Source organism: Hydrogenophaga sp. FW305-3-2-15-A-LB1, assembly GCF_058787875.1.
In genome coordinates this window covers 1-19,287 of record NZ_JBYTAE010000102.1, presented here as the reverse complement: position 1 = coordinate 19,287, position 19,287 = coordinate 1, and the positions used below count along the sequence as shown (strand labels likewise).

Annotated in this window: 22 protein-coding genes and 1 pseudogene; 15 read left to right on the top strand and 8 right to left on the bottom strand. The window is 67.1% G+C overall.

Annotated features, from left to right (window positions below):
- Positions 1 to 79 precede the first annotated feature (79 nt).
- Entirely contained in the window at positions 80 to 1,345 is a 1,266-nt protein-coding gene (locus tag AC3WPZ_RS24750; protein WP_382322844.1) for a CaiB/BaiF CoA transferase family protein, read from the bottom strand.
- Between the two features lie 67 nt (positions 1,346 to 1,412).
- Between AC3WPZ_RS24750 and AC3WPZ_RS24745 the strand changes: the two genes are divergently transcribed.
- The 5 genes from AC3WPZ_RS24745 to ptsP are packed head-to-tail and all read left to right on the top strand — an operon-like array spanning position 1,413 to position 5,722.
- A complete protein-coding gene (locus AC3WPZ_RS24745) occupies positions 1,413 to 1,979 on the top strand; it encodes a hypothetical protein (protein WP_444687981.1) in 567 nt (188 codons plus the stop codon).
- A complete protein-coding gene (locus tag AC3WPZ_RS24740; RefSeq protein ID WP_444687982.1) occupies positions 1,976 to 3,277 on the top strand; it encodes an MFS transporter in 1,302 nt (433 codons plus the stop codon). Before AC3WPZ_RS24745 ends, AC3WPZ_RS24740 begins: the two co-directional genes overlap by 4 nt.
- Positions 3,278 to 3,286: 9 nt before the next feature.
- On the top strand, positions 3,287 to 3,733 hold the full coding sequence (locus AC3WPZ_RS24735; RefSeq protein WP_382163137.1) for a PTS sugar transporter subunit IIA: 447 nt from the start codon (positions 3,287 to 3,289) through the stop codon (positions 3,731 to 3,733).
- Positions 3,702 to 3,971 carry an HPr family phosphocarrier protein gene (locus AC3WPZ_RS24730; protein ID WP_297398850.1) on the top strand — a complete coding sequence of 90 codons (270 nt, stop codon included), beginning with the start codon at positions 3,702 to 3,704 and terminating at the stop codon, positions 3,969 to 3,971. Before AC3WPZ_RS24735 ends, AC3WPZ_RS24730 begins: the two co-directional genes overlap by 32 nt.
- Positions 3,968 to 5,722: a phosphoenolpyruvate--protein phosphotransferase gene (ptsP, locus tag AC3WPZ_RS24725; RefSeq protein WP_382163135.1), complete on the top strand. Its 1,755-nt coding sequence runs from the start codon at positions 3,968 to 3,970 to the stop codon at positions 5,720 to 5,722. The genes AC3WPZ_RS24730 and ptsP overlap by 4 nt, the downstream gene beginning before the upstream one ends.
- Here ptsP and AC3WPZ_RS24720 read toward each other — a convergent pair.
- The 6 genes and pseudogenes from AC3WPZ_RS24720 to AC3WPZ_RS24695 all read right to left on the bottom strand — a co-directional run bounded on the left by AC3WPZ_RS24720 (position 5,719) and on the right by AC3WPZ_RS24695 (position 10,396).
- Positions 5,719 to 6,672: a DMT family transporter gene (locus tag AC3WPZ_RS24720; RefSeq protein WP_492442040.1), complete on the bottom strand. Its 954-nt coding sequence runs from the start codon at positions 6,670 to 6,672 to the stop codon at positions 5,719 to 5,721. The two genes, ptsP and AC3WPZ_RS24720, sit on opposite strands and share 4 nt — an antisense overlap.
- A 102-nt stretch (positions 6,673 to 6,774) precedes the next feature.
- On the bottom strand, positions 6,775 to 7,473 hold the full coding sequence (locus AC3WPZ_RS24715) for a helix-turn-helix transcriptional regulator (protein ID WP_382322848.1): 699 nt from the start codon (positions 7,471 to 7,473) through the stop codon (positions 6,775 to 6,777).
- Between the two features lies 1 nt (position 7,474).
- Positions 7,475 to 8,491 carry a lipoyl synthase gene (lipA, locus tag AC3WPZ_RS24710; protein ID WP_291114503.1) on the bottom strand — a complete coding sequence of 339 codons (1,017 nt, stop codon included), beginning with the start codon at positions 8,489 to 8,491 and terminating at the stop codon, positions 7,475 to 7,477.
- A gap of 28 nt (positions 8,492 to 8,519) precedes the next feature.
- The gene (gene lipB, locus AC3WPZ_RS24705; protein ID WP_492442038.1) at positions 8,520 to 9,212 is read right to left on the bottom strand and encodes a lipoyl(octanoyl) transferase LipB; all 693 of its coding nucleotides are present in this window, start codon (positions 9,210 to 9,212) and stop codon (positions 8,520 to 8,522) included.
- Positions 9,209 to 9,493, bottom strand: coding sequence for a DUF493 family protein (locus AC3WPZ_RS24700; RefSeq protein ID WP_382163125.1), 285 nt, complete (start codon positions 9,491 to 9,493; stop codon positions 9,209 to 9,211). The genes lipB and AC3WPZ_RS24700 overlap by 4 nt, the downstream gene beginning before the upstream one ends.
- A 19-nt stretch (positions 9,494 to 9,512) precedes the next feature.
- A pseudogene (locus AC3WPZ_RS24695) lies at positions 9,513 to 10,396 on the bottom strand (D-amino acid aminotransferase).
- 150 nt (positions 10,397 to 10,546) lie between these two features.
- Between AC3WPZ_RS24695 and AC3WPZ_RS24690 the strand changes: the two are divergent.
- The 10 genes from AC3WPZ_RS24690 to AC3WPZ_RS24645 all read left to right on the top strand — a co-directional run bounded on the left by AC3WPZ_RS24690 (position 10,547) and on the right by AC3WPZ_RS24645 (position 18,643).
- Entirely contained in the window at positions 10,547 to 11,053 is a 507-nt protein-coding gene (locus tag AC3WPZ_RS24690) for an ATP synthase subunit I (protein ID WP_444687987.1), read from the top strand.
- A gap of 26 nt (positions 11,054 to 11,079) precedes the next feature.
- Positions 11,080 to 11,946 carry a F0F1 ATP synthase subunit A gene (gene atpB, locus AC3WPZ_RS24685; RefSeq protein ID WP_291114489.1) on the top strand — a complete coding sequence of 289 codons (867 nt, stop codon included), beginning with the start codon at positions 11,080 to 11,082 and terminating at the stop codon, positions 11,944 to 11,946.
- Between the two features lie 76 nt (positions 11,947 to 12,022).
- The gene (gene atpE, locus AC3WPZ_RS24680; RefSeq protein WP_009519254.1) at positions 12,023 to 12,268 is read left to right on the top strand and encodes a F0F1 ATP synthase subunit C; all 246 of its coding nucleotides are present in this window, start codon (positions 12,023 to 12,025) and stop codon (positions 12,266 to 12,268) included.
- A gap of 125 nt (positions 12,269 to 12,393) precedes the next feature.
- Complete coding sequence (locus AC3WPZ_RS24675) at positions 12,394 to 12,864, top strand: F0F1 ATP synthase subunit B (protein WP_382163119.1); 471 nt, start codon at positions 12,394 to 12,396, stop codon at positions 12,862 to 12,864.
- Positions 12,865 to 12,904: 40 nt separating this feature from the next.
- Positions 12,905 to 13,435, top strand: a complete 531-nt coding sequence (locus tag AC3WPZ_RS24670; RefSeq protein WP_291114483.1) for a F0F1 ATP synthase subunit delta — start codon at positions 12,905 to 12,907, stop codon at positions 13,433 to 13,435.
- 54 nt (positions 13,436 to 13,489) lie between these two features.
- The gene (atpA, locus tag AC3WPZ_RS24665) at positions 13,490 to 15,052 is read left to right on the top strand and encodes a F0F1 ATP synthase subunit alpha (protein WP_492442036.1); all 1,563 of its coding nucleotides are present in this window, start codon (positions 13,490 to 13,492) and stop codon (positions 15,050 to 15,052) included.
- Between the two features lie 30 nt (positions 15,053 to 15,082).
- Positions 15,083 to 15,949: a F0F1 ATP synthase subunit gamma gene (atpG, locus tag AC3WPZ_RS24660; protein WP_291114477.1), complete on the top strand. Its 867-nt coding sequence runs from the start codon at positions 15,083 to 15,085 to the stop codon at positions 15,947 to 15,949.
- A 44-nt stretch (positions 15,950 to 15,993) separates the two neighbouring features.
- Positions 15,994 to 17,400 (top strand): F0F1 ATP synthase subunit beta, encoded by a 1,407-nt coding sequence (atpD, locus tag AC3WPZ_RS24655; protein WP_444687988.1) that lies wholly within the window; start codon positions 15,994 to 15,996, stop codon positions 17,398 to 17,400.
- 122 nt (positions 17,401 to 17,522) lie between these two features.
- Positions 17,523 to 17,939, top strand: a complete 417-nt coding sequence (locus AC3WPZ_RS24650; protein WP_291114471.1) for a F0F1 ATP synthase subunit epsilon — start codon at positions 17,523 to 17,525, stop codon at positions 17,937 to 17,939.
- A 158-nt stretch (positions 17,940 to 18,097) separates the two neighbouring features.
- Positions 18,098 to 18,643, top strand: coding sequence for a cyclic nucleotide-binding domain-containing protein (locus tag AC3WPZ_RS24645; protein ID WP_291114468.1), 546 nt, complete (start codon positions 18,098 to 18,100; stop codon positions 18,641 to 18,643).
- Between the two features lie 15 nt (positions 18,644 to 18,658).
- Here the strand turns inward: AC3WPZ_RS24645 and AC3WPZ_RS24640 are convergent, their stop codons facing one another.
- Positions 18,659 to 19,186 carry a TPM domain-containing protein gene (locus tag AC3WPZ_RS24640; protein ID WP_382163109.1) on the bottom strand — a complete coding sequence of 176 codons (528 nt, stop codon included), beginning with the start codon at positions 19,184 to 19,186 and terminating at the stop codon, positions 18,659 to 18,661.
- Positions 19,187 to 19,287 lie beyond the last annotated feature (101 nt).

Here is a 19,287-nt window from a genome sequence, read left to right as displayed (position 1 = left end):
GGGCAAGGCCTGCGCGGCGGTGGCGGGTGGGGGCGTGGCGATGTCGCTCATGGGTGTCACGAAGTTGGGGCGTCGTGGTTCAGACCGCGCCGCGGCGTTGAAGTTCGGCCAGGCGCTCGGGCGGGCAGGCCAGCCAGTCATCCAACACCTCGGCCGTGTGCTGGCCCAACAGCGGTGGCGGCAGGTCGTTGCGCACCGGCGTGGCGCTGAGCTTGAGCGGGCTGGCGACGAGGTCGACCGCCTCGGCCAGCGGGTGCGACCAGGTGTGCACCATGTCGCGCGAGCGCACGTGCCCGTCGGCGAACACCTCGGCGAGGTTGTTGATCGGGCCGCAGGGCACCTTGGCGGCTTCCAGCGCGGCCAGCCAGTCGGCTTTGCCGCGCGTCTTGAGCAGGTCGGCCAGCAGGGGCACCAGCACCTCGCGGTGGCGCACGCGGTTCTGGTTCTGCGCGAAGCGCGGGTCGGTGGCGAGCCCGGGCCGTCCGGCCACCGCGCAGAACTTGGCGAACTGGCCATCGTTGCCCACGGCCAGGATGATGTATTGCGCCTGGCCTTGCGCATCCGGTGCGACCTCAAAGGCCTGGTACGGCACGATGTTGGCGTGGGCATTGCCCGCCCGGCCCGGCACCTTGCCTTCGTCCCGGCCGCGCACCAGGTAGTTGGCGCCCAGATTGGCGAGCATGGCGACCTGGGTGTCAAGCAGCGCCATGTCGATCTGCTGGCCTTCGCCGGTGCGCTCCGCGTGGCGCAGCGCGGCCTGGATGGCGATGGTCGCGTACAGGCCGGTGAACAGGTCGGTCACCGCCACGCCCACCTTCTGCGGGCCGCCGCCGGGCAGCGCATCGCGCTCGCCGGTCACGCTCATGAGGCCGCCCATGGCCTGGATGGCGAAGTCGTAGCCCGCGCGGTCCTTGTAGGGACCGGTCTGGCCGAAGCCGGTGATGGAGCAGTAGACGAGTCGGGGGTTGATCGCGCGCAGCGCGGCGTAGTCCAGGCCGTAGCGCGCCATGTCGCCGACCTTGTAGTTTTCGACGAACACATCGGCCTTGGCGGCCAGCTCGCGGATCAGGGCCTGGCCCTCGGGCGTGGCGATGTCGCAGGTGATGGAGCGCTTGTTGCGGTTCGCACCCAGGTAGTAGGCCGCCTCGGCGGTGTCCTGGCCATCGCGTCCCTGCAGAAAGGGCGGGCCCCAGCCGCGGGTGTCGTCGCCGCCGGGATGGCCCGCGCCCGGAGGGCGCTCCACCTTCACCACATCGGCGCCCAGATCGGCCAGCGTCTGCGTGCACCAGGGGCCGGCGAGCACGCGCGAGAGATCAAGTATGCGGATACCATCCAGAGCATTCATGTTGCCATTGTGCGCGACCCCGCCTTCGCTGCGGTGTCCCGGCGGTGGCCTCTCTGGCTGGAATTCCATGTCTGTCCCCGTTCCCGGCGGTGCGCCGCGCCGCCGCCTGCGCCCGCTGGGGCTCGCGCTGTCCGCCGGGCTGGTCCTCAGTGCGTGCAACCCCACCTTCAACTGGCGCGAATTGCGCCCCGAGGGCACGACTTTGCTGGCGCTCATGCCCTGCAAGCCCGAGTCCGCCGCGCGGCCGGTGCCGCTCGATGGCGGTGCGCCGGCCGAGTTGCACATGCACAGCTGCGACACGGGTGGCCTGACCTTCGCCTTGGCCTGGGCCGAGCTGGGTGACGCCGCCCGCGTGCCCGCCGCGCTGAACGGCTGGCGCCGCGCCTCGCTGGGGGCCGTGCGCGTCGACCCGGCGCGGGCCGACGACCCCGCGACACGCTGGCCGGCGGCCGTGCCCGGCGCCACCCAGGCCCTGGGCCTGGCGGCGCAAGGCACCGACCACCAAGGCCAACCGGTGCAGGTGCGCGCGGTGCATTTCGCGCGCGGCACGCAGGTGTACCAGGCGGCGGTCTATGGCCCCGCGCTGCGCGACGACGTGACCACCGCCTTTTTTGACGGACTCAAGCTGCCATGAACCCGACTGTTCGACCCGGTCCCGTGCGCCTCGACGGCGCGGTGGCGCCGCGCCCCCCGCAAAGCGAGTTGCTCGCGCCGCGCACGGTGGTCATCGTCTTCCTGACCTTCGCGCTCGCGTATTTCCTGTCGGCGCTGTTGCGCGCCATCACGGCCACGCTCTCGCCCACCCTGAGCGCCGAGATGTCGCTCAATGCGGGCGATCTCGGCCTGCTGGCCGGAGGCTATTTCTTCGGCTTCGCGCTCACGCAACTGCCGCTGGGCAACTGGCTGGACCGCCATGGCCCGCGCACCGTGATCCTGTGGTTCCTGGGGGTGGCGGTTGCCGGCTGTGCCGCGTTCGCGCTGGCCACCAGCTTCACCTGGCTGCTGGCAGCGCGCGTGCTCATCGGCATGGGCGTGAGCGCCTGCCTGATGGCCCCGCTCACCGGCTATCGGCGCTGGCTCACGCCCCTGGCGCAGATGCGCGCCAATTCCTGGATGCTCATGACCGGCTCGTTCGGCATGGTGGCCGCCACCTTGCCGGTGCAGTGGCTGATGCCGCTGACCGGCTGGCGCGGCCTGTTCTGGCTGCTGGGCGGGTTGATCCTGCTGTCGATGGTGGGCATCGTCTGGACGGTGCCGCGCTGGCGGCGGACCGAGCCGGCGGAGCCTGCTGCCCCAGTCTCCGAGCCGGGTTACGGCATGGTCTGGCGCCATCCCTATTTCCGCCAGATGGTGCCGATCGGCTTCGTCAACTACGGCGGCATGATCGCGGTGCAGACGCTGTGGGCCGGGCCCTGGATGGTGAAGGTCGCGGGCTACACGCCGGAGCAGGCGGCCGGCGGCCTGTTCGGCATCAACCTCTGCATGCTGTGCACCTTCTGGCTCTGGGGGGTGTTCAACCCGCGGCTGGCGCGCCAGGGCTGGCTGCCCGAGCGCCTGATCGCCTGGGGCCTGCCGCTGAGTTTCGTCGTGCTGGGCGCCATCGTGCTGCTGGGCGAGCGCGCCGGTTGGCCGCTCTGGGCCCTGTATTGCGTGAGCTGCACGGTCGGCTCGCTGTCCCAGCCCGCCGTGGCCCTGGCCCTGCCGGCCGAGGCCGCCGGGCGGGCGCTCTCGGGCTACAACCTGGTCATCTTCGGTGGCGTGTTCGTGGTGCAGTGGGGCATCGGGCTGCTGATCGATGCCCTGGGGCTGTTCGTGGACAACGAGGTCGCCCGCTACCGCGGCGCCATCACCCTCTTTGGCGTCTGTGGCGTTCTCGCCTACGCCGTGTTCCTGCGCGCCCACCTGCGCCGCGCGGCCGGCCGCGCGGGCTAAACTGGGGCCATGAACGGCATCCTCATCATGGCGCACGCGCCGCTGGCCTCCGCACTGCGCCAGTGCGTGCTGCATGTGTTCCCCGACAGCGCCGACGCGGTGTCGGCGCTGGATGTGCAACCCAACGTGCCGCCCGAGGAGTCGCTGGCGCAGGCCCGCGCGCTGATGCGCCAGATGCACCTGCCGCAGACGCTGGTCGTGACCGACGTGTTCGGCGCCACGCCCTGCAACGTGGCGCAGAAACTCATCGACGGCATCAACTCCAAACTCATCACCGGCGTGAACCTGCCCATGCTGTTGCGCACCGTGTCGTACCGCCATGAATCGCTGGATGCGCTGATCTCGCGCGCCATGATCGGCGCCACGCAAGGTGTCATCCAGGTGGCGGTGACCGCGCCCCAGAACCAGGCCAAACGAGCCACGCATGATCAAGACCACCGTGACCATCAGCAATAAGCTCGGGCTGCACGCGCGCGCCTCGGCCAAACTCACCAAACTCGCCGGCGGCTTCGCCTGCGATGTGTGGATGTCGCGCGGCGAACGGCGCGTCAACGCCAAGAGCATCATGGGCGTCATGATGCTGGCCGCCGGCATCGGCAGCGTGGTCGAGATCGAGACCGATGGCAAGGACGAGCAACCTGCCATGGACGCGCTGGTGGCGCTCGTCAACGACAAGTTCGGCGAGGGCGAATGACCATCTCCATCCACGGTCTGGCGGTCTCCCGGGGCATTGCCATCGGGCGGGCCGTGATCGTGGCGTCCAGCCGTGTGGACGTGGCGCACTACTTCGTGCAGGCCGAGCAGGTCGAGAGCGAGATCGAACGCCTGCGCCACGCGCGCAACGCGGTGGCCGAGGAAATCGTGAAGGTGCAGCACAGCCTGCACGACCTCGGCCCCAATGACGCGCACCCCGAACTCACCGCGCTGCTCGACGTGCACCTGATGCTGCTGCAGGACGAGCAGCTCACCAGCGGCGTGAAGCACTGGATCGTGGACCGCCACTACAACGCCGAATGGGCGCTGACCACCCAGCTCGAGGTGATCGCGCGCCAGTTCGACGAAATGGAAGACCCGTACCTGCGCGAGCGCAAGGCCGACCTGGAGCAGGTGGTCGAGCGCATGCTGCGCTTCATGCGCGGCGTGGCCTCGCCGGTGGCGCCGGGTGGCGAAGCCAAGGCGGTGCACGACAGCAGCATCGAGGCGCCGCTGGTGCTGATTGCGCACGACCTGTCGCCCGCCGACATGCTGCAGTTCAAGCAGAGCGTCTTCGCCGGTTTCGTCACCGACGTGGGCGGCAAGACCAGCCACACCGCCATCGTCGCGCGCAGCATGGACATCCCGGCGGTGGTGGGCGCGCGCTCGTCCAGCCAGCTGATCCAGCAGGACGACTGGGTCATCATCGATGGGGATGCCGGCGTGGTGCTGGTCGATCCCTCGCCCATCCTGCTGGCCGAGTACGGCTTCAAGCAACGCCAGGGCGAGGTCGAGCGCGAGCGCCTCTCGCGCCTGAAGAACACGCCGGCCGTCACGCTCGATGGCCAGAAGATCGAACTGCTGGCCAACATCGAACAGCCCGAGGACGCCGTGGCGGCGCTCAAGGCCGGCGCCGTGGGCGTGGGCCTGTTTCGCAGCGAGTTCCTGTTCATGGGACGGGCCGGCAAACTGCCCGACGAGGAAGAGCAGTACCACGCCTACCGGCGCGCGGTCGAGGGCATGCAGGGCCTGCCGGTCACCATCCGCACCGTCGACGTGGGTGCGGACAAACCGCTGGACCGAGGCGCCTCGCGCGCGGGCGAGGACCACCTCAACCCGGCGCTGGGTTTGCGTGCGATCCGCTGGAGCCTGGCCGAGCCGGCCATGTTCCTGGTGCAACTGCGCGCCATCCTGCGTGCCGCCGCGCACGGCCCGGTGCACCTGCTCATTCCCATGCTGGCGCACGCCAGCGAAATCCGCCAGACCCTTGCGCTGGTCAACCGCGCCCGCGAACAGCTGGACAACGCCGGCATCGCCCATGGCCACGTCAAGCTCGGCGCGATGATCGAGGTGCCGGCCGCGGCCCTGACCATTCCGCTGTTCCTGCGCTACTTCGATTTCCTGTCCGTCGGCACCAACGACCTGATCCAGTACACGCTGGCGATCGACCGCGCGGACGAAGCGGTGTCGCACCTCTACGACCCGGTGCACCCGGCGGTGCTGCACCTGCTGGCCAGCACCATCGAGCAATGCCGGGCCAAGGGCAAGGGCGTGAGCGTGTGTGGTGAGATGGCGGGCGACGTGAGCCTCACGCGGTTGCTGCTGGGCCTGGGGCTGCGCAGCTTTTCCATGCACCCCTCGCAGATCCTGGCGGTCAAGCAGCAGATCCTGCGCTGCGACACCACGCGCCTGCAGACCTGGGCGCAGAGCGTGCTCGCCGCGGAAGACCCCGCGGCCCTGATGACCGACTAGTTGCCGTGCTCCGGCGCCGGCTGCGGCTGGTGCGCCGAGATGCCCGCCAGCACGCTGGCGCTCACGAGCACCATGGCCAGGGCCTCCAGCGCGGTGGGCCAGCGCGCCTCCCACAGGAAGCCGTAGAGCAGGGCGAACAGGGTCTCGAACAGGATCATCTGCCCGATCATGGTCAGCGGCAGCAGGCGGCTGGCCCGGTTCCAGAACGCGTTGCCGAGGATCGAGGCCACGATGGCCATGCCGGCGGCCACGCCGATGAAGCTTCCCCATTGCGCGCCGGTGTGGTCGCTCAGGCGGCTGCCCATGAAGGCTGGCACCGCCAGCAGCAGGGCCAGCCCACCCGTCACCAGGCCGGTGAGCAGGCTCCAGTCGTGCGAGGACACATGGTCCAGGCGCACCAGCCAGCGGCTGTTGCTCACGGCGTAGGCGGTCCAGGCCGCCAGCGCACCGAGGGCGCAGAGAAAACCTGTGAGGCGGTCGGCCACCGGCGCCTCGGACGGCACGCCCAGCGCCTGCCAGGCCACGCAGGCGATGCCCGCGATGCCCAGCGCCAGGGTGAGCGCGAGCCGGCGCAGCGGTACGGCCCCGTGGCCCCGGCTGCCGATGAGCGTGACCGCCACCGGCAGGAAACCGATGACCAGCGAAGTCATGGCCATGCCACCGAGCTGAACGGCGGACGCCAACAGCACGTAGTACAGGATGTTGCCCAGCAGGCTCAGGCGCAGCAACGCCCACCACTCCGGTCGGCCCAACCGGGGCGCCACGGCGCGCCAGCGCGGCGCGATCAGGGCCAGCGCCACCAGGCCATAGGCCAGGTAGCGGGCGGCCGAGAGTTGCAAGGGCGAGAAGTCGCGCGCGAGTTCGGGGGCCAGGAACACGAAGCCCCAGGCGGCACCGGCGGCGGCGCCAAAGCCGATGCCCAGTGCCAGGGAGTGGTGATGCCGGCTCATCGGTGGCCGGGCAGGAAGGAGAGGCTCATGCCCGGAGCTTAGCCCGGGCCTTCGTCGCGATCCGCTGGTGTGTCGTCGCGTTTCGCGGGTCTTGAGTGGCGCTCAGCCGCGGGGCGGCTCGCGGCGCAGGGCGGCCGTCAGGGCCGAGGGCGAGCGGTAACCGATGCGCCGCGCCGTCTCGGCCACGCTCAGCCCATGGGCGCGCCAGGCGCGGGCCTGGGCCAGGCGCTGTCGGCGCAGCCACTGCATGGGGCTGTCGCCCTGCTCGGCCTGGCAGCGCGCGGTGAACTGCGATGGGCTCAGGTGCACCTGCGAGGCCAGGTCGGCCACGGTCAGCGGGGTTTGCCAGCGCGCTTGCAGCCACTGGTTCAGCGCGGCCCAGTCGATGGGGCGGCGAGGCCGTTCCAGGGGCAGGGCGGTGGCGGGGCCGTGTTGCAACCAGGCTTCGAGCAGCAGGCCGGCGCCGGCCTGGCGGGCGCGTGGCAGGCCCGCCGACACGGCGGCGGCCAGGTAACGCGCCAGGGGCTGCACGCCGGGGGGCGGCGCCGCGACGGCCCGGGCCCAGGCGGGGTCGTGCGAGTCCAGCACCAGGCAGCGCGTGGCGTCCCGTCCTTCGAAATCGTGGTGTTCGCCCGGCGGCACCACGCAGCCGTCGCCGGCGGCGATGCGTTGCCCGCGTCCCGCCACCTCCAGTTCGAGCACACCTTCCAGGCCCACCAGGATCTGGAAGTGGTCGTGGTCGTGGCTGCCGTGCGAGGCGCCGTAGTCGCGCACGCTCAGGTGGTCGTGCGCGGCGGGCATGTCACTTCACTTCGGGGTTGAGCACGCCATGGGCCTGCTGGTCGGCGTGGTACGAGCTGCGCACCATGGCGCCCACGGCGGCATGCGTGAAGCCCATTTCGTAGGCCTTGGCCTCGAACATCTTGAAGGTGTCGGGGTGCACGTAGCGGCGCACCGGCAGGTGGTGGCCGCTGGGGGCGAGGTACTGGCCGATGGTCAGCATGTCGATGTGGTGCGCGCGCATGTCGCGCATCACCTCGAGGATTTCCTCGTCGGTCTCGCCCAGGCCGACCATGAGGCCGCTCTTGGTCGGCACGTGCGGGAACAGCGCCTTGAACTTCTTGAGCAGGTTCAGGCTGAACTGGTAGTCCGAGCCCGGGCGCGCTTCCTTGTACAGGCGCGGCACGGTCTCGAGGTTGTGGTTCATCACATCGGGCGGCGCGGCTTTGAGGATGTCGAGCGCGCGGTCGTCGCGGCCCCGGAAGTCGGGCACCAGCACCTCGATCTGCGTCTGGGGCGACAGGGCGCGCGTCTTTTCGATGCAGGCCACGAAATGGCCGGCACCGCCATCGCGCAGGTCGTCGCGGTCCACGCTGGTGATCACCACGTACTTCAGGTTCAGCTGCGCGATCGTCTTGGCCAGGTTGTCGGGCTCGTTCACGTCCAGCGGATCGGGGCGGCCGTGGCCCACGTCGCAGAACGGGCAGCGGCGCGTGCACTTGTCGCCCATGATCATGAAGGTGGCTGTGCCCTTGCCGAAGCACTCGCCGATGTTCGGGCAGCTCGCTTCCTCGCACACCGTCACCAGCTTGTTGGTGCGCAGGATGTCCTTGATCTCGTAGAAGCGGGTGGTCGGGCTGCCGGCCTTGACGCGAATCCACTCGGGCTTCTTCAGCACCTCGGCCGGCACGATCTTGATCGGGATGCGCGCGGTCTTGGCCTGGCTTTTCTGCTTGGCCGTGGCGTCGTAGCTGGCAGCGGGCTGGGCGTCGCGGACGGTGCTGCTGGCGGGGGCCGTGGGGGTGTCGAGGCGGGTCATGGCATGGGCGCGGGTGGCGCGGTTGGGGTCAGGGGCTCAGGGTGGCGATGAGCTTCTGGCTCAGCACCGCCGCGGCGTCGTCCCAGGAAGCCGCGACCCCGATTGTAGAAAGGTCGACCGTGGGCAGGCCCGGGTAGCCGCAGGGGTTGATGCGATCGAAGGGTTGAAGATCCATCGCCACATTGAGCGCCACGCCGTGGTAAGTGCAGTGGCGGCTGACCTTGATGCCCAGCGCGGCGATCTTGCCCAGGCCGGTGAAGTCGGGTGGGGGCAGGGGTTCGCCCGGGTTCCGTTTCTGCGGCCGCTGCGGCAGCAGGGCGTGGCTGCCGGGGTCGTCCAGCCGCACGTAGATGCCGGGCGCGCCAGCCACGCGGTGGCCGGTCACGCCGAAGGTGGCCAGGGTGCGGATCACCGCCTCTTCCACGCGGTAGACATATTCCTTGACGAAGTAACCCGCGCGCTGCAGGTCGATCAGCGGGTAGGCCACCACCTGGCCCGGCCCGTGGTAGGTCACCTGGCCGCCGCGGTTGGTCGACACCACCGGGATGTCGCCCGGGGCCAGCAGGTGGTCTTCGCGACCCGCCAGGCCCTGGGTGAAGACGGGGTCGTGTTCGCAGATCCAGAGTTCGTCGGGCGTGTCGGCCGTGCGCGCCGCGGTGAAGGCCTGCATCGCCTCGTAGGTGGGCGCGTGGTCCACCCGGCCCAGTGTGCGAATGATCACAGCACGACTTTGACCATCGGGTGCGTGGTCAGCGTGCGGTAGAGCTCGTCGAGCTGCTCGCGGCTGGTCACGTGCACCGTGAGCGTGAGGCCCAGGTAGTTGCCGGCCTTGCTCGGGCGCTGTTCGATCGTGCTTTCGTCGAAGCCGGGGTCGAAGGCGCGCGCCACATGCGTCATGGCGGTGGCAAAACCTTCCACGTTGGCGCCCATCACCTTGATGGGGAAGTCGCTCGGGTAGGTGATGAGCGATTGTTCGGGGGGGATGTCGGGCGGGAGTTCCATCGGTCCATTTTCCAGTTCTTCAGATCGATTGAGCGGCCACCACGCGCTGGTAGCCCGCATAGAGGCTCGCGCAGACGGGGCCAGGCTGGCCGCGCTGGGCGCCATGTCCCACCGGCGCGCCGTCCAGCGTGGTGATGGGCAGCACTTCCTTGGTGGCCGAAGACAGCAGCAGCTCGTCGGCCGACAGCACCTCCGCGCGCGTGACGCGGCGAAGCTCGTGCCGGAGGCCTTGCTGCCGGCAGAGTTCCTCGATGAGCCCGAAGCGGATGCCTTCGAGCACCAGGTTGTCCTTGGGCGGGCCCATGACCACGCCATCCTTGACCACCCACACGTTGCTGGACGCGCCTTCGCTCAGAAAGCCGTCGCGGAACATCACGACCTCCACCGCGCCCGCATCGGCGGCGATCTGGCGCGCCATCACCGAGCCCAGCAGGCTGGTGGCCTTGATGTGGGCCTTGCGCCAGCGAAAGTCATCGGCGGTGACGCAGGCCACGCCGTGGGCGCGTTGCCCGGGGTGGCCAGCTTCATCGGGTTGGCCATCGCGAACACCGTGGGTTGGAGGCCGGGCGGCATCACGTGGTCGCGCGGGGCCACGCCCCGGGTGATCTGTATATAGACGAGCTGGTCGTGCACGCCGCGGGTCTGCTGGTCGGCGATCAGGCGCCGCGCGATGCCCAGCCATTCGTCGGGCGAAAACGGGTTGGGAATGCGCAGTTCGCGCAGCGAGCGCTCCAGCCGCGCCATGTGTTCGGCGAAGCGGAACACGCGGCCGCCATAGGCGGGGAGCACCTCGTAGATGCCGTCGCCAAAGATGAAACCGCGGTCGAGCACACTCACGCGGGCCTCCCGCAGCGGACCGTAGTCCCCATCCAGGAAGCACAGGGAGTCGGGCAGGTCGGTCATGGCGGGATTATCGGCCGCACCCTCGGGGCGCGTGGCGGGCACGGTTATCCCGTCCGCCGAATATTGACGGAGGGCTGGGGTTTCTACGTATAATGAGCGGCTTTGCAACCCAGGCGCTTTGTCGTCTGTTTGTCACGCGCGAGGTCGAACATGACGCAAGGCCATTCGATCCCGCCCGGTTGGACAGACCAGGAAGATGGGGAGCAGGAATCCGATTTCAAGCCATTGACGCGCGAAGAAGCGCAGCAGTGGCGGGTTGGCCAGCCAGTGCTCTCGCTCTGGCGGCTGGTGATGGTGCAGTGGCTGGTGGGGCTGGCGGCGAGCATCGTGGGTGGACTGCTGTGGCAGTCGTCCTCGGTGGCGTGGTCGGTTCTGTATGGCGCGGCGGCGGTGGCAATTCCTTCGGCTCTCATGGCCTACGGGTTGACCTCCAGTGCAATGTCCCGTGTGTGGGCGAAGCACGCCAACGCGGCATTTGCCGGCTTCCTGCTGTGGGAGGGCGTCAAGATCCTGTTGGCGGTGGTCATGTTGGCCGCAGCCCCCTGGGTGGTCTCTCCCTTGAATTGGTTCGGCCTTCTGGTCGGGCTTGTGTTGGTTCTCAAGGTCTATTGGTTTGGATACCTCATCCAGGCCAAGCGATCAAATGCAAACGGTTGACTCTCCGGCTCATCGGACACACGAACATGGCTGCTGAAGGCACTTTGACCCCGGGCGAATATATCCGCCACCACCTCGTCCACTTGACGAACCACAAGCAGGAATCCATCGTCGATTTCTCGGTGATCAACCTCGACTCCGTCGTGGTGAGCGCGCTGCTGGGTCTGCTCACGGTGTTCGTGCTCTGGCGTGCCGCCCGCGTGGCCACGGCCGGCGTGCCCGGCCGCTTCCAGGCCGCCGTCGAAATGCTGGTGGAAATGGTCGATTCGCAGGCCAAATCCGTCATCCACAACGCCCAGAGCCGCAAGCTCGTCGCCCCCCTGGCGTTGACGGTGTTCGTCTGGATCTTCATGATGAACTTCATGGACATGATCCCGGTGGACCTGATTCCCCAGATCTGGCACAGCGCCGGCCCGGCCATGGGCTTCAAGGACTACCTGCGCGTCGTGCCCACCGCCGACCTGTCGACCACCCTGGGTCTGTCGGTGTCGGTGCTGCTGATGTGCCTGTTCTACAACATCAAGATCAAGGGCCTGGGCGGCTGGGCGCACGAACTCGTGAGCGCGCCTTTCGGCACCAGCAAGAACCCGGTCTGGGCCCTGCTGCTGGGCATCGTCAACTTCCTGATGCAGATGATCGAGTTCGTCGCCAAGACGGTCTCGCACGGCATGCGGCTGTTCGGCAACATGTTCGCCGGCGAGCTGGTGTTCATGCTGATCGCCCTGCTGGGCGCCTACGCCACCCTGTCGCTGGGCGGCTCGCTCTTCTTCATCGGTCACCTGATCGCTGGCACGGTGTGGACCTTGTTCCACATTCTGGTCATCACCTTGCAAGCGTTCATCTTCATGATGCTGGCCCTGATCTATCTGGGGCAGGCGCATGACGCGCACTGACGCGGCTCTCTAGGTCGCATTCGGTTTCTCTTGTTTCTTTCCTTTCTCAACAAACTTCCACTTCATAGGAGTCATCATGGAAAACGTTCTGGGTCTTGTCGCACTGGCTTGCGGTCTCATCGTCGGTCTGGGCGCCATCGGCGCATCCATCGGCATCGCGCTGATGGGCGGCAAATTCCTCGAATCGTCGGCCCGTCAGCCCGAGCTGATGAACGACCTGCAGACCAAGATGTTCATTCTGGCCGGTCTGATCGACGCTGCCTTCCTGATCGGCGTGGCCATCGCCCTGCTGTTCGCTTTCGCGAACCCGTTCACGCTGTAAATCGGCTCGCTGCCCCGCGCGGGCTGGTGTTGCGGTGACGGCCTTCCATCCCGTCGCCACCATCCGCCACCCGTGTCGGCAGTCGGTGCGTCACCCCTCTTGTCAACACACAGAAAGGCGTTGCGATGAACATCAATGCAACCCTCTTTGCGCAGGCCATCGTCTTCGCGATTCTGGTGTGGTTCACGATGAAATTCGTGTGGCCACCCATCGCCAAGGCGCTCGATGAGCGTGCGTTGAAGATTTCCGAAGGCCTGGCCGCTTCCGAAAAAGCCAAGACCGAACTGGCCGTGGCCAACAAGCGGGTGGAAGAAGAGTTGAGCAAATCGCGCAACGAATCCGCCACCCGCCTGGCCGACGCCGAGCGACGTGCCCAGACCGTGATCGAAGAAGCCAAGGCCCGTGCCACCGAAGAGGCTTCGAAGATCGTGGCGGCCGCCCGCCAGGACGCCGATCAGCAGGTCGTCAAGGCCCGCGAAGCCCTGCGCGAGCAGGTGGCTGCCTTGGCCGTCAAGGGTGCCGAGCAGATCCTCAAGCGCGAAATCAATGCCGGCGTTCACGCCGAATTGCTGGGCCGCCTGAAGACCGAGCTCTGATCCGAGCCTGACGCCACCGACCGGCATTCAAAGGACCACCATGGCAGAAATCGCCACCATTGCCCGCCCCTATGCGGAAGCGCTGTTCAAGGCCGCAGGCCCTGACGCGGCTGGCGCCGCGGCCTGGCTCGACGAGCTGGCTGCCCTGGCCGCCAATGAACAGCTGCGTCAGTTCGCCGACAGCCCCAAGACCGAACCCGATCAGGTGCTTTCGCTCATGACCGGCCTGCTCAAGAGCAGCCTGCCCGCCATCGGCCAGAACTTCCTACGCACCGTGATCGAGAACGGCCGCATCGAGGCCCTGCCCGAGATCGCCGCCCAGTTCCGCGCGCTGAAGAACGCGCAGCTGGGGGCGTACGACGCGGTGGTCCACAGCGCCTTCGAGGTGGACAGCGCCACGCTGGCCGAGCTCTCCGGGGTGCTGGAAAAGCGCTTTGGACGCAAGCTCAACCTCCAGGTGAAACTGCAGCCCGATCTGATCGGCGGCATTCGCGTGGTGGTGGGCGACGAGGTGCTCGACACCTCGGTCAAAGCCCGCCTGGAACAAATGAAGATTGCCCTGACGGCCTGACGGCTGTTTTTCCGGGCGCGCCTGCACACCATTTAACGAAAGAAGGAAAGAGTCATGCAACTCAATCCCGCCGAAATCTCCGAACTGATCAAGTCCCGCATCGAGGGTCTGGGCGCATCCAGCGATGTGCGCAACCAGGGCACTGTGGTCTCGGTCACCGACGGTATCGTCCGTGTCCACGGCCTGTCCGACGTGATGCAGGGCGAAATGCTGGAATTCCCGGCCAACAAGGATGGCGTGCCTTCCTTCGGCCTGGCGCTGAACCTCGAGCGCGACTCCGTCGGCGCCGTGATTCTGGGCGAGTACGAGCACATCTCCGAAGGCGACACCGTGAAGTGCACGGGCCGCATCCTGGAAGTGCCGGTCGGTCCCGAGCTCGTTGGCCGCGTGGTCAACGCCCTGGGCCAGCCGATCGACGGCAAGGGTCCGGTCAACGCCAAGATGACCGACGTGATCGAGAAGGTCGCCCCGGGCGTGATCGCCCGCAAATCGGTGGACCAGCCGGTGCAGACCGGCCTGAAGTCGATCGACTCCATGGTGCCCGTCGGCCGTGGCCAGCGCGAGCTGATCATCGGTGACCGCCAGACCGGCAAGACCGCCGTGGCGATCGACGCGATCATCAACCAGAAGGGTCAGAACATGACCTGCGTCTACGTCGCGATCGGCCAGAAGGCCTCGTCGATCAAGAACGTGGTGCGTGCCCTGGAGCAGGCTGGCGCGATGGACTACACCATCGTCGTGGCCGCTTCGGCTTCCGAATCCGCTGCCATGCAGTACCTGTCGGCCTACTCCGGCTGCACCATGGGCGAATACTTCCGCGACCGTGGCCAGGACGCGCTGATCGTTTATGACGATCTGTCCAAGCAGGCCGTGGCCTACCGCCAGGTCTCGCTGCTGCTGCGCCGCCCACCAGGCCGCGAAGCCTACCCCGGCGACGTGTTCTACCTCCACAGCCGTCTGCTCGAACGCGCAGCCCGCGTGAACGCCGACTACGTCGAAGCCTTCACCAAGGGTGAAGTCAAGGGCAAGACCGGTTCGCTGACCGCACTGCCCATCATCGAAACGCAGGCCGGCGACGTGTCCGCTTTCGTGCCGACCAACGTGATCTCGATCACCGACGGCCAGATCTTCCTGGAAACCAGCCTGTTCAACGCCGGTATCCGCCCCGCCATCAACGCCGGTATCTCGGTGTCGCGCGTCGGTGGTGCTGCCCAGACGGACCTGATCAAGAAGCAGTCCGGCGGCATCCGTACCGACTTGGCCCAGTACCGTGAACTGGCTGCGTTCGCGCAGTTCGCTTCCGACCTGGACGAAGCCACCCGCAAGCAGCTCGACCGCGGTGCCCGCGTGACCGAACTGCTGAAGCAGGCCCAATACGCGCCGCTGTCCATCAGCCTGATGGCCGCCTCGCTGTTCGCTGTGAACAAGGGCTATCTGGACGACATCGACGTCAAGAAGGTGCTGCCGTTCGAAGCCGGCCTGCACGCCTTCCTGAAGGACAAGCACGCCGCCCTGCTGCAGAAGATGGAAGGCGGCAAGGCGCTGGACAAGGACAAAGAAGCCGAAGCCCAGCTCGCCGCCGCGGTTGCCGATTTCAAGAAGACCGGCACGTACTGATCCGCCCCATTGACCAGCTAAGGAGCCCCAATGGCAGCAGGTAAGGAAATACGCGGCAAGATCAAATCGGTGGAGAACACCAAGAAGATCACCAAAGCCATGGAAATGGTCGCCGCCTCCAAGATGCGCAAGGCGCAGGAGCGCATGCGCTCCGCGCGTCCCTACGCCGAGAAGGTGCGCCAGATCGCTGGCAACCTGAGCCGGGCCAACCCGGAGTACACGCACCCGTTCATGCAGACCAACGACGCCAAGACCGCCGGTTTTGTCGTGGTCACGACCGACAAGGGTCTGTGCGGTGGTCTCAACACCAACGTGTTGCGTGCGGTGACGACCCAGCTCAAGGAACTGCAGGCCCAGGGCGTGAGCGCCGAGGCCGTGGCCATCGGCAACAAGGGCCTGGGCTTCCTCAACCGCATCGGTGCCAAGGTGGTGTCCAGCGTGACCGGGCTGGGCGACACGCCTCACCTGGAAAAGCTGATCGGCCCCGTCAAGGTGCTGCTCGATGCGTACACCGAAGGTCGCATCAACGCGGTCTACCTGTCGTACACCAAGTTCATCAACACGATGAAGCAGGAATCGGTGATCGAGCAACTGCTGCCGCTCAATGCAGGCACCTTGCAGGACAACGCCGGTGGCCGCGACTGGGACTACATCTACGAACCCGATGCAGCCACCGTCATCGACGAACTGCTGCTGCGCTACGTGGAAGCCCAGGTGTACCAGGCGGTCGCCGAGAACATGGCGTCCGAGCAATCCGCCCGCATGGTGGCCATGAAGGCCGCCACCGACAACGCCGGCAGCGTCATCGGTGAACTCAAGCTGGTCTACAACAAGACCCGTCAGGCCGCGATCACGAAAGAACTTTCGGAAATCGTCGCCGGTGCCGCCGCGGTCTGAAGCAGCCGCCCAACCGAATCCAGAGAAAACAGAAGGTATCCATCATGTCTCAAGTACAAGGCAAGATCGTCCAGTGCATCGGCGCCGTCGTGGACGTGGAATTTCCGCGCAACCAGATGCCGCGCGTTTACGACGCGCTGAAAATGGAAGGCTCCACCCTGACGCTGGAAGTCCAGCAGCAGCTGGGCGACGGCGTGGTGCGCACCATTGCGCTGGGCTCGTCCGACGGCCTGCGCCGCGGCATGGTGGTGTCCAACACCGCCAACCCCATCATGGTCCCGGTCGGCAAGGCCACCCTGGGCCGCATCATGGACGTGCTGGGTGCGCCTATCGACGAGCGTGGCCCGGTCGATCAGACCCTGACGGCTTCGATCCACCGCAAGGCTCCCGCCTACGACGAACTGTCCCCCTCGCAGGAACTGCTGGAAACCGGCATCAAGGTGATCGATCTGGTCTGCCCGTTCGCAAAGGGCGGCAAGGTGGGTCTGTTCGGTGGTGCCGGTGTGGGCAAGACCGTGAACATGATGGAACTCATCAACAACATCGCCAAGGCCCACAGCGGTCTGTCGGTGTTCGCTGGTGTGGGTGAGCGCACCCGCGAAGGCAACGACTTCTATCACGAGATGGCCGACTCCGGCGTCGTGAACCTCGAGAAGCTCGAGGACTCGAAAGTGGCCATGGTCTACGGCCAGATGAACGAGCCGCCGGGCAACCGTCTGCGCGTGGCCCTGACCGGCCTGACCATCGCCGAGTCGTTCCGCGACGAAGGCCGTGACGTGCTGTTCTTCGTGGACAACATCTACCGCTACACCCTGGCCGGTACCGAAGTGTCCGCCCTGCTGGGCCGCATGCCTTCCGCCGTGGGCTACCAGCCGACGCTGGCCGAAGAAATGGGCCGTCTGCAAGAGCGCATCACCTCCACCAAGGTCGGCTCGATCACCTCCATCCAGGCCGTGTACGTGCCTGCCGATGACTTGACCGACCCGTCGCCCGCCACCACCTTCGCCCACTTGGATTCCACCGTGGTGCTGAGCCGTGACATCGCCGCGCTGGGCATCTACCCCGCCGTGGACCCGCTAGACTCCACCAGCCGCCAGCTCGATCCGCTGGTGGTGGGCCAGGACCACTACGAAACCGCCCGCGCCGTGCAAGGCACGCTGCAGCGCTACAAGGAACTGCGCGACATCATCGCCATCCTGGGCATGGACGAACTGGCGCCGGAAGACAAGCTGGCCGTGGCCCGCGCCCGCAAGATCCAGCGTTTCCTGTCGCAGCCCTTCCACGTCGCTGAAGTGTTCACCGGCTCGCCCGGCAAGTACGTGCCGCTGGCCGAAACCATCCGTGGTTTCAAGATGATCACCGCCGGTGAATGCGACCACCTGCCCGAGCAGTCGTTCTATATGGTCGGCACGATCGACGAAGCCTTCGAAAAGGCCAAAAAGGTGGCGTAAAGCGGCGCCCCGGGGCGTCTGGCGTTGTTGCCGTGCTCGCCGTACCTTGGTACGGCTCCGCGCGGCGCCTAGCCAGCCACCCCGCTGCTTGCTTTCCACTCACCTTTTTTATTGGAGTAACTATGAGCACCATCCGCGTCGATGTGGTCAGCGCCGAAGAATCCATCTTCTCCGGCGAAGCCAAGTTCGTGGCGCTGCCGGGCGAGGCCGGTGAGCTGGGCATCCTGCCCGGCCACATTCCGCTGATCACCCGCATCAAGCCCGGCGCCGTGCGCATCGAGAAGGCCGATGGCGGTGAAGAATTCGTGTTCGTGGCCGGTGGCATTCTGGAAGTGCAACCGCACCACATCACCGTGTTGTCCGACACCGCGATCCGTGGCCACGACCTCGATGAGGCCAAGGCGACCGAAGCGCGCCGGCAGGCCGAAGAGGCCGTGAAGAACGCCAAGAGCGATCTCGATCTGGCCAAGGCCACGTCGGAACTCGCGGTCATGGCCGCGCAGATCGCCGCCCTGCGCAAATACCGCCAAAAGAAATAAGCGACGACTTCGTGTCGTTTATCAAAGAAGGACCGGCCTCGTGCCGGTCTTTTTGTTGGCTTTTGCGGCGAGCCGTGTGACAGTCCGCATACCATCTCGGACACGACAAGAACACGTTGGGAGCATCGCCGATGTCATCCATTTTTGAGAGCCCCGACATGGCCCCGGAAGAGGTGGCAGCCCGTTTGCTGGTCACCTCGTCGGCGCTGGCCGACCTCACCCTGAGCGATGCGCTGAAAGTGGTGGGCTACATGCGGCCCAAGCTCATCAAGGCGGGCGCGGTCATCATCCAGGAGGGGGAGGTCAAGCAGACCGACTACATGCTGCTGGTGCTGGAAGGCGACATCGCGGTCGAGAACGAGTTGCCCGGCCTGCATGAGAGCATGGTGGTGAACATCATGGGCCCCGGCCACCTGATCGGGGAAATGGGCGTGCTCGATGGCGCGCCGCGCTCGGCCACCTGCACCGCCAACACCGACATCGCGGCGGCCGTGCTCTCGCGCACGGCCTTGATGCGCCTGCTCAAGGATGACCCGAGGTTGGGCGCCCGCTTGCTGCTGGCGATCTCCAAGCGCATGGCCGATCGACTGCGCGAGACCACGCGCAAACTCAAGACCTTTGCCCAGATGAACAAGGCGCTGCAGCAGGAATTGAATGTGGCGCTCAACAACGGCCGCACGGCGCAGGACAAGCGGCGCGGCTGAGTCCGCCGGCGCTCGTCAACGGCGCACGACGCCGTCGGCCAGCTCGTTGCGCCGGGTGGCGCCGGCGTCGGCCGGGAAGTGCAGCACCAGCAGGGCGGACACTTCTTCCAGGGCCTGCGTGAGCCCATCCTCGAACGCCCCCTCGCGCAGGCGCGCGCCCAGACGGTCCACGATGGCCTGCCATTCGGCCGGCGCGACGCGTTGCGCCAGCGCCCGGTCGGCCACGAACTCGATGGCGTGCTCGGCCAGCAGCAGGTAGATCAACACACCGTTGTTGTGCTCGGTGTCCCAGATGCGCAGGCGGCCGAACCAGGTCAGCGCGCGCTCGCGCACCACGGTGGACAGCGGGGTGCTGGCATTGATGCGCCAGAGGTAGCTCAGGGGCAGGGCGGCTTCGACGCACAGCCGCACCTCGCCGCTGTGCCGGCCTTCGCTGGCGGCCACGCGCCGCGCCAGACGCTCGGCCATGTCGTCGGGCACCGCGCGCGCGGTGTCCGAGGCGTCCAGCCAACGGTGCTTCAGGATGCGGGCGAGTTTGTTCATGGCCTGTTGCCCTCACCAGCCGCCGGAAGCGCCGCCGCCGCCGAAATTGCCGCCACCGCCCGAGCTGAAACCACCACCGCCAAAACCCCCTCCGCGTCCTC

Bases quoted from the DNA above. Each gene is read 5' to 3' on its own strand.
- AC3WPZ_RS24745 (WP_444687981.1), top strand. From the start codon at position 1,413: ATGTCTGTCCCCGTTCCCGGCGGTGCGCCGCGCCGCCGCCTGCGCCCG.
- AC3WPZ_RS24735 (WP_382163137.1), top strand. From the start codon at position 3,287: ATGAACGGCATCCTCATCATGGCGCACGCGCCGCTGGCCTCCGCACTG.
- AC3WPZ_RS24675 (WP_382163119.1), top strand. From the start codon at position 12,394: ATGAACATCAATGCAACCCTCTTTGCGCAGGCCATCGTCTTCGCGATT.
- AC3WPZ_RS24645 (WP_291114468.1), top strand. From the start codon at position 18,098: ATGGCCCCGGAAGAGGTGGCAGCCCGTTTGCTGGTCACCTCGTCGGCG.
- lipA (WP_291114503.1), bottom strand. From the start codon at position 8,491: ATGACCCGCCTCGACACCCCCACGGCCCCCGCCAGCAGCACCGTCCGC.
- AC3WPZ_RS24720 (WP_492442040.1), bottom strand. From the start codon at position 6,672: ATGAGCCGGCATCACCACTCCCTGGCACTGGGCATCGGCTTTGGCGCC.
- AC3WPZ_RS24730 (WP_297398850.1), top strand. From the start codon at position 3,702: ATGATCAAGACCACCGTGACCATCAGCAATAAGCTCGGGCTGCACGCG.
- atpA (WP_492442036.1), top strand. From the start codon at position 13,490: ATGCAACTCAATCCCGCCGAAATCTCCGAACTGATCAAGTCCCGCATC.
- AC3WPZ_RS24740 (WP_444687982.1), top strand. From the start codon at position 1,976: ATGAACCCGACTGTTCGACCCGGTCCCGTGCGCCTCGACGGCGCGGTG.
- AC3WPZ_RS24700 (WP_382163125.1), bottom strand. From the start codon at position 9,493: ATGGAACTCCCGCCCGACATCCCCCCCGAACAATCGCTCATCACCTAC.
- atpD (WP_444687988.1), top strand. From the start codon at position 15,994: ATGTCTCAAGTACAAGGCAAGATCGTCCAGTGCATCGGCGCCGTCGTG.
- AC3WPZ_RS24750 (WP_382322844.1), bottom strand. From the start codon at position 1,345: ATGAATGCTCTGGATGGTATCCGCATACTTGATCTCTCGCGCGTGCTC.
- atpE (WP_009519254.1), top strand. From the start codon at position 12,023: ATGGAAAACGTTCTGGGTCTTGTCGCACTGGCTTGCGGTCTCATCGTC.
- atpB (WP_291114489.1), top strand. From the start codon at position 11,080: ATGGCTGCTGAAGGCACTTTGACCCCGGGCGAATATATCCGCCACCAC.
- AC3WPZ_RS24690 (WP_444687987.1), top strand. From the start codon at position 10,547: ATGACGCAAGGCCATTCGATCCCGCCCGGTTGGACAGACCAGGAAGAT.
- AC3WPZ_RS24670 (WP_291114483.1), top strand. From the start codon at position 12,905: ATGGCAGAAATCGCCACCATTGCCCGCCCCTATGCGGAAGCGCTGTTC.
- AC3WPZ_RS24715 (WP_382322848.1), bottom strand. From the start codon at position 7,473: ATGCCCGCCGCGCACGACCACCTGAGCGTGCGCGACTACGGCGCCTCG.
- atpG (WP_291114477.1), top strand. From the start codon at position 15,083: ATGGCAGCAGGTAAGGAAATACGCGGCAAGATCAAATCGGTGGAGAAC.
- AC3WPZ_RS24640 (WP_382163109.1), bottom strand. From the start codon at position 19,186: ATGAACAAACTCGCCCGCATCCTGAAGCACCGTTGGCTGGACGCCTCG.
- AC3WPZ_RS24650 (WP_291114471.1), top strand. From the start codon at position 17,523: ATGAGCACCATCCGCGTCGATGTGGTCAGCGCCGAAGAATCCATCTTC.
- ptsP (WP_382163135.1), top strand. From the start codon at position 3,968: ATGACCATCTCCATCCACGGTCTGGCGGTCTCCCGGGGCATTGCCATC.